Origin of the sequence: Campylobacter hyointestinalis subsp. hyointestinalis, from assembly GCF_013372145.1 — a bacterium.
GTDB lineage: Bacteria > Campylobacterota > Campylobacteria > Campylobacterales > Campylobacteraceae > Campylobacter > Campylobacter hyointestinalis.
The window spans coordinates 569,247-585,229 of the sequence record NZ_CP053827.1; the positions used below are offsets into that span (position 1 = coordinate 569,247).

General features: G+C 32.7%; 18 protein-coding genes. 8 read left to right on the forward strand and 10 right to left on the reverse strand.

The window, feature by feature from the left end:
- Positions 1-7 precede the first annotated feature (7 nt).
- The gene (locus CHHT_RS03055; protein WP_034962665.1) at positions 8-763 is read left to right on the forward strand and encodes an SPOR domain-containing protein; all 756 of its coding nucleotides are present in this window, start codon (positions 8-10) and stop codon (positions 761-763) included.
- A 1-nt stretch (position 764) separates the two neighbouring features.
- Positions 765-1,550: a shikimate dehydrogenase gene (locus CHHT_RS03060; RefSeq protein ID WP_034962844.1), complete on the forward strand. Its 786-nt coding sequence runs from the start codon at positions 765-767 to the stop codon at positions 1,548-1,550.
- Here CHHT_RS03060 and recR read toward each other — a convergent pair.
- Genes recR through CHHT_RS03075 form a run of 3 tightly spaced genes read right to left on the reverse strand, consistent with a single transcriptional unit; the run spans position 1,543 to position 4,017 of the window.
- Positions 1,543-2,112 (reverse strand): recombination mediator RecR, encoded by a 570-nt coding sequence (gene recR, locus CHHT_RS03065; RefSeq protein ID WP_034962666.1) that lies wholly within the window; start codon positions 2,110-2,112, stop codon positions 1,543-1,545. The two genes, CHHT_RS03060 and recR, sit on opposite strands and share 8 nt — an antisense overlap.
- Positions 2,093-3,349 (reverse strand): ArsS family sensor histidine kinase, encoded by a 1,257-nt coding sequence (locus CHHT_RS03070; protein ID WP_034962667.1) that lies wholly within the window; start codon positions 3,347-3,349, stop codon positions 2,093-2,095. The genes recR and CHHT_RS03070 overlap by 20 nt, the downstream gene beginning before the upstream one ends.
- Positions 3,346-4,017, reverse strand: a complete 672-nt coding sequence (locus CHHT_RS03075; protein WP_034962668.1) for a response regulator transcription factor — start codon at positions 4,015-4,017, stop codon at positions 3,346-3,348. The genes CHHT_RS03070 and CHHT_RS03075 overlap by 4 nt, the downstream gene beginning before the upstream one ends.
- A gap of 208 nt (positions 4,018-4,225) precedes the next feature.
- Between CHHT_RS03075 and dnaJ the strand changes: the two genes are divergently transcribed.
- Entirely contained in the window at positions 4,226-5,323 is a 1,098-nt protein-coding gene (gene dnaJ, locus CHHT_RS03080; RefSeq protein ID WP_034962669.1) for a molecular chaperone DnaJ, read from the forward strand.
- A 125-nt stretch (positions 5,324-5,448) separates the two neighbouring features.
- Here dnaJ and rpsR read toward each other — a convergent pair whose 3' ends face one another.
- The 6 genes from rpsR to CHHT_RS03110 form a co-directional block, all read right to left on the reverse strand.
- Positions 5,449-5,709, reverse strand: a complete 261-nt coding sequence (rpsR, locus tag CHHT_RS03085) for a 30S ribosomal protein S18 (RefSeq protein WP_034962670.1) — start codon at positions 5,707-5,709, stop codon at positions 5,449-5,451.
- A 10-nt stretch (positions 5,710-5,719) separates the two neighbouring features.
- The gene (locus tag CHHT_RS03090; RefSeq protein ID WP_034962671.1) at positions 5,720-6,283 is read right to left on the reverse strand and encodes a single-stranded DNA-binding protein; all 564 of its coding nucleotides are present in this window, start codon (positions 6,281-6,283) and stop codon (positions 5,720-5,722) included.
- Between the two features lie 12 nt (positions 6,284-6,295).
- Positions 6,296-6,685, reverse strand: coding sequence for a 30S ribosomal protein S6 (gene rpsF, locus CHHT_RS03095; RefSeq protein WP_034962672.1), 390 nt, complete (start codon positions 6,683-6,685; stop codon positions 6,296-6,298).
- An 87-nt stretch (positions 6,686-6,772) separates the two neighbouring features.
- Positions 6,773-7,765 (reverse strand): DNA polymerase III subunit delta, encoded by a 993-nt coding sequence (locus CHHT_RS03100; RefSeq protein WP_034962673.1) that lies wholly within the window; start codon positions 7,763-7,765, stop codon positions 6,773-6,775.
- Entirely contained in the window at positions 7,758-9,683 is a 1,926-nt protein-coding gene (locus tag CHHT_RS03105; protein WP_034962674.1) for an RNB domain-containing ribonuclease, read from the reverse strand. Before CHHT_RS03105 ends, CHHT_RS03100 begins: the two co-directional genes overlap by 8 nt.
- On the reverse strand, positions 9,680-10,492 hold the full coding sequence (locus CHHT_RS03110; protein ID WP_034962675.1) for an HDOD domain-containing protein: 813 nt from the start codon (positions 10,490-10,492) through the stop codon (positions 9,680-9,682). The genes CHHT_RS03105 and CHHT_RS03110 overlap by 4 nt, the downstream gene beginning before the upstream one ends.
- 149 nt (positions 10,493-10,641) lie before the next feature.
- On the opposite strand from CHHT_RS03110, the gene ilvC reads away from it, so the two are divergent.
- From ilvC to CHHT_RS03135, 5 genes are read left to right on the forward strand one after another with little or no spacing between them, the layout of a single operon-like run.
- Entirely contained in the window at positions 10,642-11,664 is a 1,023-nt protein-coding gene (gene ilvC / locus CHHT_RS03115; protein WP_034962676.1) for a ketol-acid reductoisomerase, read from the forward strand.
- Positions 11,665-12,813 carry a divergent polysaccharide deacetylase family protein gene (locus tag CHHT_RS03120; RefSeq protein ID WP_051663747.1) on the forward strand — a complete coding sequence of 383 codons (1,149 nt, stop codon included), beginning with the start codon at positions 11,665-11,667 and terminating at the stop codon, positions 12,811-12,813.
- Positions 12,797-13,570, forward strand: coding sequence for a DNA-processing protein DprA (locus CHHT_RS03125; protein WP_034962677.1), 774 nt, complete (start codon positions 12,797-12,799; stop codon positions 13,568-13,570). The genes CHHT_RS03120 and CHHT_RS03125 overlap by 17 nt, the downstream gene beginning before the upstream one ends.
- Positions 13,567-13,941, forward strand: coding sequence for a Holliday junction resolvase RuvX (gene ruvX / locus CHHT_RS03130; RefSeq protein WP_034962678.1), 375 nt, complete (start codon positions 13,567-13,569; stop codon positions 13,939-13,941). The genes CHHT_RS03125 and ruvX overlap by 4 nt, the downstream gene beginning before the upstream one ends.
- A gap of 1 nt (position 13,942) precedes the next feature.
- On the forward strand, positions 13,943-14,812 hold the full coding sequence (locus CHHT_RS03135; RefSeq protein WP_051663748.1) for an RsmB/NOP family class I SAM-dependent RNA methyltransferase: 870 nt from the start codon (positions 13,943-13,945) through the stop codon (positions 14,810-14,812).
- Here CHHT_RS03135 and CHHT_RS03140 read toward each other — a convergent pair.
- Positions 14,809-15,981 carry a hypothetical protein gene (locus CHHT_RS03140; protein ID WP_051663749.1) on the reverse strand — a complete coding sequence of 391 codons (1,173 nt, stop codon included), beginning with the start codon at positions 15,979-15,981 and terminating at the stop codon, positions 14,809-14,811. The genes CHHT_RS03135 and CHHT_RS03140 overlap by 4 nt on opposite strands.
- Positions 15,982-15,983: the final 2 nt, after the last annotated feature.

Consider the following 15,983-nt stretch of genomic DNA (forward strand, 5'->3'; position numbering starts at 1 on the left):
AGATAAGATGGAAGAAAACAACGGTCTACAAGACATCTTACTAGACAAAAACGATGATGAGAAATCTGGAAAGATAAGAAAGATACTTATAGGTATAGCTGCTTTAGTTATCTTATTTGTAGTTATACTTATAATAATGAAGCTGCTAAATGGATCTTCAAACAATACGAGTGAGGTTACAAATGATCCAAATTTAGTATTGCCTTCTGAACCGCAGCTAAAAGTTGAGTCGCAAACTACAACTAACAATGAGATATTTGAGCAAGTTCCTATAGCTTCTGATACTTCTAAAGAGAACTTTGAGTCTATAGTAAATGATTATAAAAATAATCAGCTTGGAAATAACAATGAAACGGCTCCGATAGAAACAAAGCTTCCAGAACCGCAAGTAAAAGAGACTCCAAAAACAGATAGTATTTCAAAGCCTAAAGCAGAACAAGCTAAAAAAACAGAAACTAAGAAAGCTACACCAAAACAAGAAGCTACTAAAAATGTCTCTAAAGAGAAAAAAAGCGTTAGCAAATCTGTCCCAGCAGGTAAATACATTCAAGTCGCTTCTATCTCTAAATTTAGTCCGAATAATCCTCTTATAAAAAAGATTGAAAGTAATGGGCTAAATTATCACATCTATGAAACGACTGTAAATGGTAAAAATACCATAAAAGTTCTGATAGGTCCTTTTAACGATAATGATATTTCATCAAATATGGATAAGATCAAACAAAATATTTCAAGTAACGCATTTATATACAGAGTTAAATAAATTGAGATATTTTGCAGTATTTGGTGATCCTATAAACCATTCTATTTCTCCAAGACTTCATAACCTTGCTTTGCAAGGTTTGGGTCTTAATGGATTTTATGGAAGAATTCATTTAAAAGATGGCTCAAAATTAATAGAAGTTTTTAATAAATTTAAACTCAGCGGAGCAAATATAACAATACCACATAAAGAAACTGCTTTTCGTCTTTGCGATGAAGCAGATGATTTTGCAAATAGTGTTGGCTCGGTAAATACGCTGGTTAAAAGAAATAGTAAGATTTATGGGTTTAATACCGATGCTCCTGGGTTTATGATGGCCATAAGCGAATTTAAAGCTATCAAGTCAGCTCTTGTTATAGGTGCTGGAGGAACATCAAAAGCCATTAGTTATGCTATGAAAAAAAGTGGTATAGATATCGATATATTAAATAGAAGCGATAAGTCTTCCATGTTTAAAGAGTATAATTTTTACACAAAAGAAAATTATCGTTTAAAAGCTTATGATTTGGTAGTAAATACAACACCGGCCGGACTATTAAATAATGATTTTGGGATAGATGAGAAAATGCTAAGCCAAATTTTTGATAATTCTAAATTTGCATTTGATGTTATTTATAATAAAAATACGCCTTTTTTAAATTTAGCAACTAAAAAAGGACTGCTATGCAAAGACGGAAAAGATATGCTTTTATATCAAGCAGTGCTTACTTTTAATCTATTCTACAAAAATAAATTTGATCCTAAAATTATAAAAAAATATATGAGTGAAGCTTTTTTACTCAGATAGTTCTTCTATCTTTTATGGCTTTTGTCAAAGAGAGCATATCTACGTTTTCTAGACTTACACCGGTTGGAATTCCTTGAGCTATTTTTGTAAAGTTTAAGCTCAAATCTTTTAATTTGTCTTCTATATATAGTATTATTCCATCGCTATTTATGCTGGGTGTAAATGCAAAGATGATCTCGGTTGCGCTATTTTTTGTTATCATTTTTTTGAGAGAGTCTATTTTATCTACATCGTCAAATACAAAATACACTCCATCAAACGAGTCTGATTGCTCTATCGTAAGTATATCTTTTGGAGTCTCTACTATGCAAATGACTTCTTTTTGTCTATCTTCACTGCCGCAGATATTGCAAATTTCATTTTCGCTTATTCCTCCGCATACTGCGCAATGTCTTAAAAAGCGCACGGAATCTTCTATAGTATGGGCTAAATTTAGCCCTAAAAACGAGTCCCCAAGCGACACGCTGTATGCGTATTTTAAAGCTGACTTTTTACCGACTCCTGGTATTTTTTCAAAGCACGATACTAAGGCGTCAAATTTTTCAAGCTTTAGTTTTGGCATCTTCTATCTTTTTAAATTTAATACAAAATATATGATATCCGTCTTCATATTTGTATTCTAAGTTAAATTTATGCATATCGCAAATATGTTCTATGATGTATAGCCCAAGTCCCATTCCAGAATTCTTTGAGCTAGTGTCTCTTATAAATGCTTGCTTGTAATACTCTATAGATTTCTCTAGTTTTGGACCTTTGTTTTTTATCTGAATTCTATCATCATCACATATTATAAACGCATGTTTATCGTCTGAATATTTCAGTGCATTATCTATAAGGTTTTTTATGGCAAGTGAAAATAGCTGAAAATCAACCCTTAAAACTGGATCGGATTTAAGAGTAAGTGTTACATATTTATCAAAATTGTCTAATAAAAGTATATCTTTTGTTTGGTCTAAGATCAGGCTAAAGTGATATTTTTCGTATTGTAAAGAGTAGCTTTTGCTAAGTAGTTGTTCGATCTTAGCAAATTCATTTATTAGTATATTTAGCCTTTCAAATATCGCGATAAGTCTATTTTTTTGTGTTTCATCTTCACACATCTCACTTACTATCCTACCTTTTCCGATAGGAGTTTTTAGCTCATGCATAATGGTTCTTAAAAAGAGCTGCCTAGACATAATGAGCTCTTTTATTTTGCAAGCCGCATTGTTGAACTCATACGCGACTTCCGCGACTTCATCATCTCCTTTGACTATATTTTTACAGCATATACTATCCATATTTCCGGCTGCAAATTTTCTGATATCTTTTCTGAGTTGTTTTAATGGAGTAAGACTTCTAAATATTGATATGTATAAAGAAATAAAAAGTGCAATAGTAAGCAAAAACCCTATGATAAGTGAGTCGTTTCCGCTTTTTAGGGTGTTTTGCAGTATTATTGTCACGCTTTGATTTTTGATCTTTAAAAACAGATCATTATCGTAAAATATCGTTTCTACTCTGCCAAGTGGCGTGTCGGCTCTTTCTATTAGATCACCGTTTGCTAAAATATCTTTTTTTAAATTTAAATCAGTAACGTATGAGAGATTGAAATTTTTAAAATACTCCTCCCAGTCTTCTGGCATATTTGATTTTTTATAAAGTGCAAGCAACCAGTTTATGGCATTGTACTGATTTTCCTTTACTTTATCGAGCATACTTTCATGCTGAAGTTTTGCAAACATCGAAAATAAAATACATATAACACTAAAACCAATAGCAAAAATAACGGTTATTTTTGTACTTAAAGAATATCTCATCCTACTAATTTATAGCCGATTCCACGAACTGAAAATATATGTTTTGGTGATTTTGAACTATCGCCTATCTTTGTTCTTAGACGTCCTATTATTACATCTAGGCTCTTTGAGTCTTTGTCTTTTAGGCTCTTGCAGTGATACACTAGTTGTTCGCGGGATACAGAAAAACTATGTTGCTTTATGAGGTATTCTAGTATTTCGTATTCTGCTGGAGTGAGCGTTAAAACTTCGTTGTTGTATGAAATCTCGTGTCTTTTTTCATCGACTTTAAATGCGCTATCAGTAGCTACTTCTTGAATTTCATTTGTTTTTTTATATCTTCTGATCAAACTTATTATTCTAGCATGCATCTCTTTTGGATCATAAGGTTTTGGTAGATAATCATCAGCCCCTATTTGTAGACCTACGACTCTATCATTTACGTCGCTTCTAGCTGAACTGATAATGATAGGAATGTCGTATTTTTCTCTGATCTCTTTGCATACTTCTAGACCATCCATTCCAGGTAAGGTAAGATCTAAGATAAGCAGATCATAGTTTTTTATACCAGCGCTTATTCCTAAATATGGATCTTCATAATTTGTAACTTTGATATTAAATTTTAAAAGATATTCAGATAAAATTTGAGCAAATTCCGGATCATCTTCTATCATCAACACGTTTATCATTTTGTGCTCCTAATATTTTTAGTAAATATTATATCAAAAAATGGTAACATCTTTTAATTAAATTATTAACTTTAAATAAATTTGAGCAATAATTTTATTTTTTATAAATCATAAGAGGGGATATTATTAAATTAAATTGAACGGTTAGCATTATATAAGTATTTTTTTGATAGAATATGCGATTTAAATTTAGATAAAAGGAAATGATTTGGAGTTTGATTACTACGAAATTTTAGAGATTTCACGTGACGCAGATGCTGAAGTTATAAAAAAAGCTTATAGAAAACTAGCTCTAAAATATCATCCAGATAGAAATCAAGGCGACAAAGAAGCTGAAGAGAAGTTTAAACTCATAAACGAAGCTTATGAGGTTCTAAGCAATAGTGAAAAACGAGATATTTACGATAAATACGGAAAAGACGGATTAAATTCAAATGGATTTAGCGGATTTGACAGTGATTTTGATTTGGGCGATATTTTTAGCTCATTTTTTGGCGGTGGCTTTAGTAGTAGATCTGGAGGTAGAAGAAGCTCGGATAAATACAACTTAGATATCGAAACTATCGTAAATCTTGAGTTTAACGAAGCTGTTTTTGGATGCGAAAAAGAGATAAAGTATAGTTTTAAAACGCCTTGCCAAACTTGCAACGGTACTGGATCAAAAGACGGTAAGAAAGCAACTTGTTCTCATTGTGCAGGACGTGGAAAGATCAGTCATAGACAAGGCTTTATGAGTTTTGTTCAAACTTGTCCGTATTGTAATGGTAGCGGTGAAACTATCAAAGAAAAATGCAAAGATTGTGGCGGCAATGGATTTAAGCAAGAAGAAGATAGTATAAAGATAAGCATACCAGAGGGCGTAGATACTGGGACTCGTATAAGAGTGTCTGGAAAAGGAAACAAAGGACTAGGTGGTACTGGCGATCTTTATGTTAGGGTCAATGTAAAAGATGACGATCATTTTGTAAGAAACGGCGATGACGTTTATATAGAAATACCAGTATTTTTTACTCAAGCAATGCTAGGTGAAACCATAAAAATCCCTACTTTAAGAGGTGATGCGGATCTTAAACTTCCAGTTGGAGCAAAAGACAAACAGCAATTTATTTTTGAGAATGAAGGCGTAAAAAATGCACATACGAAAAAAAATGGTCGTCTTGTAGTCCAAATAGCAATAAATACACCTAAAAAGCTTACTGATGAACAAAAAGAGCTTTTGGAAAAATTACAAAAAAGTTTCGGCGTTAAGAGTGGAACTACTAGTGAAGATGGTATTTTTGATAAGATAAAAAGCTGGTTTAAATAAATTTGGCTCTGATTAATGAGCTAAATTTATAAAAGTTATTAAAATAAATTTTATAAGAAATTTTTGATTTATTAAATTTGATGAAAGTTATAAATTCGGTCGGAGTTTTCGACCGAATTTTGGTATTATAGACCTTCGAAAGGATTTGTTACAACGCTATCACGATCAACTATGTAAGGTATAAGTGCAACGTGTCTAGCTCTTTTTATAGCTTTTTCAACCATCTCTTGATATTTTTTACTTGTACCAGTAAGACGTCTAGGCATGATTTTAAATCTTTCAGATAAACAGTATTTTAAAAGCCCTGTATCTTTGTAATCTATAAACTCAACTTTAGCTTCAGTGTATTTGCAATATTTTTTACTATATTTTCTTTTTTCTGCCATTATTTATCCTTTAAAATGGAATAGTTTCATCATTATCATATTTTTCATCATCTACATTGATGACCGGGATCTTTTCCTCGTAATACTCGCTATTTTGCTCTTTTTTTGGTTGCATAGGAGCTTTGCTGCTGTTACTGTAGTCAAAGTTTTGTCTGCTTCCGACATTCGAGTTTTGTTGGTAGCTATTTTGTGTTTCTTGATAGCTATTATTTTGAGTATTATTTGTTTGAGGATCTTTAAATCCACCTTGATTTCCCCCGAGCATTTCCATATTTTCTACGGTTATACTATGCTTTGAGCGAGGATTGCCTTGCTGATCTTGCCATTGATCAAGTTTTAACCTACCTTCTATAAGGACTTTGCTGCCTTTATTTAGGTATTGGTTTGCGATTTCAGCTTGTCTTCCAAAAAAAGTGATGTCAATAAAGCACGTTTCCTCTCTTTTTTCGCCGTTTGCACCACTAAATTTTCTAGTAACTGCGATACCTGTACTTCCTATGGCTGAGCCACTTTGAGCATATCTAAGTTCTATATCTCTTGTTAGGTTTCCGACTAAAACGACTTTATTAAACATAATCTATCCTTTTTATTCTTCTAAATCACTTGGTTTTTCTGCAGATCTTGTTTCTTTTTTAGCACCTACTAATTTTTGACCTTTGCTTAGTTTTTCCCAAGCAGCAATCTCTCTTTTATTTTCATATTTTACAGTTAAAAATCTTATAACTTCTTCAGTAATTCTTACGTTTCTGACTAGTTCGGCTATAAGCGCTGTTGGAGCTGTGAAGTATATAACTACATAAGTTCCTCTTTCATACTTGTCTATTTTATAAGCAAGTTTGCGAGTTCCCATCTCTACTACGCTGGCGATTTCGCCGCCGTTTTTTGTAATAACTCCTTTTATGAAGTCAACTTTAACTTTAGCTTCATCTTCTGTGAGTGTTGGCTTTAAGATGAATAAAAGCTCGTAATGTTTCATTATTTCTCCTTATGGGTATTTAGCTCTTGATTAAGAGCAAGGATTTGCTTTAAAATAAAAGCAATTTGTATTCTATCATAATCTCACTTAAGATTTTCTGTTTTTTGCTATTAGATTTTGTATGGATAGTATAGAAGATAGTAAAAAACTCTCTTTTTCTATATCTTTTTTTGTTTTTAAATCATACTCGGTTAAATTTAAAAACTGGAAAATTTGCATATAAAGTTCTGTATTTATACCTAAAGCTTGCCTTTTTAGCTGATTTGCAACGTTTGGAGGAGGGAGATATCCGATAGCTTTTTTAAGATCAAATTCGCCATAAATTTTTACATAGGTTTGAATTCTAAAAAGTCTAAAAAATGATGAATATAGTGAGTTTACAAATGCCATTTCATTTAAGTTTGAGTCGCTCACGTAATTCATAAAATCATCTTTTATGTTTTGCAACGATATGATTTTATCAAAAAATGTTTCGAAATTTACTCCGTTTAGGCTAAAGACTAGTTGATTTACTATATTTTCATCAACATTTTTTGTCAAGCTTGCTAGCTTATTTAGTTCGCTACTTGCTAGATATAGGCTTTCATTTTGCAATGTATAAATTTGATAAAGAGCTGCATTTGTAGCATTTACGCCTAGTTTTTGCGCATGATACGAGAGTAAATTTATCGCTTCATTTGGAGTGCCTGGTACAAAAAATCTTGCAAAATTTACTCCAAATGCTTTTTGTGCCTCAAATGAAATTTTATCTTCATTTTCATAAAATTCATAGATGAATGCGCTATTTTCGTTTTTTTTGCATATTTCTATGAGAGTTTTTAGCTCTTTTGTGGGGATATTTTTGTCTGCTTTTATATGTAGCACGTTTGAATTACAAAATAGCGAAGTTTCTGATATATGCGATCTTGCAACGTTAAAATCATACTCGTCAAAATAAATATCTAGTCTATTTTCACCATCAAATTTATCAAGAATCTCTTTAGTAAAAAGCTCAACTTGATAAGCTTCATTTCCAAAAAGTAAAAAATAGTTTGGAAATTTCGGCGAGTTTAATAGGTTTTGTAACTCTTTTTTATACATTTAATTTTTCTACCACTTTTGCGATGATCTTTGCAGAGGCGATATCGACTTCTTTTATCTCTACTAAAACAGGCGTTAAGAGCTCACATGCAAAGCCTTCTATAAATATTTTAGCACCTTTTAATTCATCGTCTAGTTTTGCTATGCTTTCATTTCCTACTTCGCTTATAATGCAGCGGAATTTTTTATTTAAATTCAAAGCCGCCCAGCGAGCAAATTTTCTATCCATAAAGTCCCATGCCACTTTATCTGCTTCACGTTCAAGCTCATTTAATGTTGCGCAAGTGGCTTCTATATCTAAAAGAAGATAATTAAAAAGCTTTATATCATTTTTTAAATTTGCTTTTAAAAGTCTATGCAAAAGTAAATCAGAGTATCTTCTAATAGGACTTGTGAAATGCGAGTAAAGCTCAAATCCAAGCCCGAAGTGTCCTTTTGGCTCACTTGCGTATTCAGCTCTTTTTTGAGCTTTTATGATTAGCTTATCTACATCTTCTCTGATGCCTAGCTCGTCTGCTTTTGTTTGAATTTTAGCGATGAGTTTTACGGTATCGCTTTGATAAGGAACGTCTATGCCTAAAAGCGCTAGATCATCAAGAAGAGTATTTATCTTTTTTAGATCAGCTTGAGCGTGGTTTCTAAATATTCCTTTTTTGATGCGTTTTGCTGCGGCTTTGTTTGCTAAAAGCATACAGTCTTCTATGAGAGCATGAGACTCAGTCTCTTTTTCATAAGAGGTTTGCGTGACTAATCCGTCCGTGAGCTTCATCCGAAGTTCTTTGCTTCTAAAATCAAATCCGTTTTTAAGCCTATTCTCTTTTAGTTTTTTTGTAAGCTCAAAAAGATCAAGTATCCAGCTTTGAATGCTATCTATTGTTTTTGCTCTTAATGCTAATATCTCATCAACTTCATCATAACTAAATCGCTTTTTAGAGTGAATAACTGCTTCAAAAAGCTCTTCTTTGCTAGATTCTAAGTTTTCATCTAGTGTTATTTTAAAAACAAATGCGAGCCTGTCGCAACCCTGTTTCAAAGAGCAGATATTTTCGCTAAGATTTCTTGGTAGCATCGGAATGGCAATATGTGGAAAATATATGGAAAATCCTCTAAATTTAGCCTCTTTGTCGATCGCTGAGTATGGCACTACATACTCGCTTACATCGGCGATAGCTACATATATGGTTCTATTTTTTTTATCAAAATAAATAGCATCATCAAAATCTTTTGCATCTACTGGATCTATTGTGCAAAAAGCAAGCTCAGTTAGATCTACTCTATTTGGATACATACTTTTATCTACATTATCTCCATAGCTCAAAGCCTCATTTTGGCTAGTTTTGCTAAAAGTATCTTTTTTATTGAATATGCCAAGAGATATCTTTTCATCGACATTTGGATCGCTTAGGACGCCTAGGACTTCTGTGATATCATTGTCTAAATTATTTATTTTTAAAACGGTTCCTAGGGGTAGTTCTTTTAGCGATTTTTGGCTAGCTTTTAGGGCTATATTAAGTCCTGTTTTGATGTTTACTCCCATTATGGCCCCGCCAAATTTTTTGGTATAAACTACGCTTGTTTCATTTGCCATTACCAAAACTGCTATAACAACAGCATGAAGTCTTGATTTTTTTGAATTTGTAAGCTTAGCTAGAACTATATCGCCAAAATGAGCGCCGTTTAAATGTCTATTTTCTATGATAAGATCTTGTTTAAAACGCCTATCATAAGAGTATAAAAAACCAGTAGCGTTGCTACTTATGTCTAGTTTTCCACATACATAACCGTCATTCATATAATATCTATTTTTATATTTTTTGACGGCTTTTAGTTGTTCTAATACGCGAAGAATCTCTTTAAATTCGGCTTTTATAAATTTATCATCTACTCCATTTTGAAGAGCTTTTAGGAATTCTTTCACCCTTTGACTTTTTTAACCGCATCTATAAATTTAGCTTGTTCAAAGCCATAAGTATCAAGTAGAGTAAGCGTACTTTCTAAATTTTCATCTGTAAGTTGTCCAAATACATTGATAGCACTTTTGACTATTTTTAGAGCGATAGCACACTCTTTTATAGATTCAGGAGCGTCATCTGGATTGCTTGAATACAATATAGCCTCAACAAGTTCTGTTTCTAGGTTCCATTGCTCAAAAATCTTAGCAGCGACCTCTTCATTTGATATACCAACCATTTTTATTTCTAATTCTGAAAGATCATTTGGACTGCTTATGTTTTTTAGTGCATCTTTAAAAGATGCGTCCTTTTCATGCTCTATTAACTCTTTTGCCACTATGATTTTACCGACTTCCATCATAAAGCTAGCAGGAGATAGTACTTTTAAAAGCTCTCTATTTACGCTTCCGTACCAGTTAAAAATAAGTGCATTTTGAGCGGTTGCCATATTTAAAAATGCTTCACTTGAAATTTTATACGGACTTAAATCTATAGAAAACGTTTTTTTGATAGCTCCGCAGAGCGCAAAGCCTCTTATGGTGGCTAAGCCAAACAACATAACTGCGCGGTTGATATCTGTTATTTCTCTGCTAAATCCATAAAGCGGACTATTTGCTGAGCGTAAAATATTTGCAGTTAGCATAGGATCTGTTTTAATCACTTCTATTAGATCTTTGATATTGCTATCTTCATCACAACAAATTTGTTGTATCTTAGCGACTGTTCCATCAAATGGAGGCAAAGTTTTTATGCTTTTGTATATTGCTTGATTCATATTTTCAACTTTATTGATAAAATTTTTAAGTAATTCTACTACAATGTGCTTTTTATATATCTTAAATTTAGATAATATTTTAAATTTCAGTGATTTTAAATTTCAGTGATAGTATAATTTTAAAATAAATTTTAACAAAGGATAAAGTTATGGCTATAACAGTTTATTATGACAAGGATTGTGATCTAAGTTTAATAAAGTCCAAAAAAGTTGCTATGATAGGTTTTGGTTCTCAAGGTCACGCTCACGCTGAAAACTTAAGAGACAGCGGCGTTGAGGTTGTAGTGGGTTTAAATCCAAAAGGCAAAAGCTGGGCAAAAGCAGAAGCTAAGGGATTTAAAGTAATGAGCGTAAGTGATGCTACAAAATACGCAGATCTTATAATGATACTAACTCCAGATGAGCTTCAAGCAGATATTTTTAAAGCCGAGATAGAACCGAATTTAAGCGAAGGAAACGCTATAGCTTTTGGACACGGTTTTAACGTTCATTATGGTCAAATAGTCCCTCCAAAAGGTATCGACTGCATTATGATAGCTCCAAAGGCTCCTGGTCATACTGTAAGAAATGAATTTATAAATGGCGGCGGAATTCCTGATCTTATCGCTGTATCTCAAGACGCAACAGGCAAGGCAAAAGATCTAGCTTTGAGCTATGCAAGTGCGATAGGTGGCGGAAGAACAGGTATCATAGAAACTACGTTTAAAGATGAAACAGAAACAGATTTATTTGGTGAGCAAGCTGTACTTTGCGGTGGGCTTTGTGCTCTTATAAATGCTGGATTTGAGACATTAACTGAAGCTGGATATGAGCCTGAGATGGCGTATTTCGAGTGCTTACACGAGATGAAGCTTATCGTTGATCTAATCTATCAAGGTGGAATGAGCGATATGAGATATTCTATATCAAATACTGCTGAATACGGCGATTACGTAAGTGGAGTAAGAGTTGTAAATGAAAGCAGTAAAGCTGCTATGAAAGAGATCTTAAAAGAGATCCAAAATGGAACTTTTGCTAAAAACTTTATCTTAGAAAGAAAAGCGGGTTATACAAAAATGAACGCTGAAAGAAAGATCAGCGATGCGAGTTTGCTCAACAAAACTGGCGAAAAACTTCGTGCTATGATGCCTTGGATAAACAAAGGCAAACTTGTAAATAAAGACAAAAACTAATTGGCAAAGTCAAAAAAAAGAAAAAAGCTCCCTAAATTTAAAAAGGGGGCTTTTAAAGTTTATATCGGTATATTTATTTGTATATCTATCATTTTTGCTGTTTTATATCTAGTTACGAACTCAAATAAAAATGTCGTTAAAGATGATCAAAAAACGATTTCCAAGATAGAAGAGTACCTTGATACTCAGAAAAAAAACATATCTAAAAATAGCTCAAAGGATATTAGCACAGCTCATGTTCTTAGCGATTTAAATCTTAGTAAAACTCATAAATCAGAGCAAAATATAAGCACAAACAATACATTTATAAATTTAAAAAAAGATGAAAATGTTAGCCAAAAAGAGACAGGTATAAATTTAAAACAAGACGCAAATATCAGCGATACTCAAAAAGATGTGAATATAAATTTAAAAAAAGATGAAAATCTTAGTCAAAAAGAGACAAAAACGCCAGAAATTTTACATAATAAAGAAAAGCATCAAGCAAATACTAGAGCCAAACTAGCGATCATCATAGATGATGTAGCATACAGAGCTCAAGCAGATAAAATAAAATCTTTAGGCTTAAAAATCACGCCTTCTATATTTCCTCCTACTAAAGCCCATCCAAACACAGTCGCCATCTCTAAAGGTTTTGAGTTTTATATGATACATCTTCCTCTTGAGGCTATGTTTTTTAGTAAAGCCGAGCCAAATACATTAAAAGTAGGCGACTCAAAAAGCAAGATAGAAGATAGGATATCTACTATAAAAAATCAATTTGGCAACGTCAAGTATATCAACAATCACACGGGTAGTAAATTTACTAGCAACTATAAGTCTATGCAGATACTTTTAAGCTCACTTGATAAAATGGGTATATTGTTTGTAGATAGTCTGACTTCAAATACGTCTAAAGTAAGCTATGTAAGTAAGGAGCTTGGGCTAAAATATGTAAAAAGAGACGTGTTTTTAGATAACGATCAAGACGTTTCAAAGATACTAAAACAGCTTAGCTTGGCTATAAAACAAGCAAAAAAAAGAGGGTATGCCATAGCTATAGGACATCCACACGACTCGACATTCGAAGCTTTAAAGATAGCCAAACAAACTATTTTAAAAGATGTAGACGTAGTTTATCTGAAAGACATATATGGACTTTATAACTGAAATTCCAACCAGTCTAAAATTACTCAAAAAACCAGTAGATAAACTTTACTATAAAGGTGATCTTCGGCTTTTAGACTTTCCAAAAATTGCTATAGTTGGTTCAAGAAAATGTTCGCAATACACTAAAAATTTAGTTTATAGCCTAGCTCTTATTCTTAAAAATCATGGTATCTGTGTTGTTAGTGGAGCGGCGATCGGTACTGACTGCGTTGCTCACGTCGGAGCCTATCCTCATACCATAGCAGTTTTTGGCAACGGACTTGAAAATATCTATCCTGCTCAAAATAAAAAAATAATAGAACAAATTTATAAAAACTCACTTGCTCTAAGCGAGTATGAGCCAAGTTTTATAGCAACTCCTTGGAGCTTTTTAGAGCGAAATCGCATCGTAGTAGCTTTAAGTGACGCGGTCGTTGTAGGCGAAGCTGATTTAAAAAGTGGTTCTATGAGTAGCGCCAGACTTGCTTTAGATATGAATATACCTTTATTTGTGCTTCCTCAACGCCTAGGTGAAAGCAATGGGACAAATGAGCTTTTAAAAAATAAAAAAGCTGAGCTAATCACTGATTTTGATGAATTCGCGCTTTTGTTTAAGAGTGAAAAAACATCTGTACAAAGCGGTGATGAGGTACTAAGCTTTATAAAAACTAACTCAAATTTCGATGAATGCTATGCTAAATTTGGCGATATTTTATATGAATACGAGCTTGATGGTAAAATCGTAATAGATGGCATTTACATAAGGATTTTACAATGATAGTCGCGATAGACGTTGGCTTAAAAAGAATAGGAGTCGCTTTTGCTCCTAACAAAGTTCTAGTTTTACCTAGTGAGCCGATACTTCGTAAAAATCGTGTTCAAGCAGCAAATGACACTCTAAAAATGCTAAAAGAAAAAAACGCCAAAACGCTTGTAGTGGGGCTTCCAAAAGGAGGATCTAGCGAAGATGAAATGCAAAGAAGAATAAAGCATTTTATATCGCTTGTTGGATTTGATGGGGAGATAATATATCAAGATGAAGCGTATTCGAGTTTTGAAGCAAGTGCTTTGGTAAAAGATAAAAGAGACGGTAAATTTGATAGTATTGCCGCGATGATAATACTAAAAAGATATTTAGGGATTTTATAAAATGAGTTTTAAAGATGATTTAAGAAATTTGGTTGCAACTGATATCTTTGATAAAGTTTGGGATAGTTTTTTTCAGCCAAAACAAGTTGGATTTTTTATAAATTTACTAAAAACTACAAAACAAGACGCTTTAAATGAGCTTTTAAATTTGGGTGTGGATTTTAGATATAGCGGTTTTGGTGATTTTTACGTTTGTGATTTTAAATTTAAAGAGCTCGTCACAAAATCAGCAGTTTTTAATGAAGGTAGAATTTATTTGCAAAATTTAAGTAGCTATCTATCGCCATTAACGCTAAATCCAAAAACAGGGGATTTTGTCCTTGATATGTGCTCAAGCCCTGGAGGTAAGAGTATAGTTTTAGCAAATTTGATGAGTGGAAGTGGAAATTTGGCTGCGATGGAGGCAAATAAAGAGAGATTTTTTAAGCTAAAGGCAAATTTAAAAAATTACGGCTGCGAATGGGTAAAAACATACAACAAAGACGCTAGAAGCGTGGCTTATACTTGCGCAAATAAATTTGATAAAATCTTACTAGACGCACCTTGTTCGTCGTATTCCTTATATAATGAAAACTTTAAAGAAAAATCCTTTAAAGAGATAAAATCCATAGCTAGACTTCAAAAACAGCTTTTAAATGCGGCCCTTAGTGCTTTAAAAGTAGGTGGAGAGATAGTTTATAGTACTTGTACTTTTTACGAAGAAGAGAACGAAGATGTCATCAAAAACGCTTTGGCTTCTAAATTTGAGATAGAACTAGAAGCTGTAGACTTTGATCTAAAATCATGCGTAAAAAATGAATTTGGAGTTAGGATATTGCCAGATGATCTTATGAGTGCATTTTTCATCTCTAAGATAAAAAAGCTAGGCTAAACTCCACCATTTCCACGCCATAAAGTCTCTTCTACTGTTTTGTTTAATATAGCAAGTAGTGTATCTGAGGTATAAGGTTGCTTTAACGTGTATGTGTCGAATTTTATATCTTCTTGAATTTTATCGAAATTCTCATTATTGCTGATGATGACTACGCTTATATTTTTTCTTTCTTTATATTCTTTAAGCATATTTAATTCTTGAATCGGTAATTTTTTTATAATTTTTGCTTGGATAAAGACTATATTTGGTCTAAAAATAGTATCTGTTATATGTCTTTTGATGATGCTCCAGCTACTGTTTGGCTCTATTTTTATGCCGTAATACTCAAGCTGAGAACGTAGGATATTATAAGAGTTTTTATTGTCTTCTGCTATGATAGCAGTTGTTTGTTTATCTGTGTTTTGGAAATGATATCTTGGTATCTCTTTAGTAGGTGTTAGATTTAGCTCAAAAACAAACTCAGACTCGCTTTTGTTACTTGTATATTTTATATTTGTACCTAGTATCTTTGCTCTGTAGCAAGCTAAAGACAGCTTTTTATAGTATATATTTTTATTTGTTCCTGCTATTGACATTCTTATCATATTGCCATGTCCGGTAAAATCGCCGTGTAATTTTATAGAAACGCTAAATTTGATCTTTCCTTCTATCTCTTCAATATGCTTAAAAACGATAGCTATAGTAGAGTTTTTAGTAGAATTTGTAAGAAACTCGACAATCCCGTGTATCATATATAATATCGTATGATAATCTGCCTTGTAGTTTCTAAAATATCTTATATCATAATCAAACACTACCGTATTATTATTTGTTGCATTGATCTTATGGAGCATTTGAAAATAAAATGATAATTCTTGTACAATATCTCCGTCATGAGGCTTGTGGACGATAGGAGATGTATCGATCTTTGCCATATAAAATGGTTTTTTTATCGTTCGACTGCGCTTAGTCGTAAATAACTTTTTTTGTCTTCTTTTTTGAATTTTTATAAAAATAAAGAACATAAATAAAATAGCTATCATAAGAGATAATAGCACTAATAGTGTACTTTCTAAAGATAAATGAGTTTGTTCGTTTAGTACGGGCGCACCTAGTTTTAAATATTTGTCTATATAGGACTCGGTAGCAAATGCAAAACTCGTCACAAAAACCGCTGCAAATCTCATAT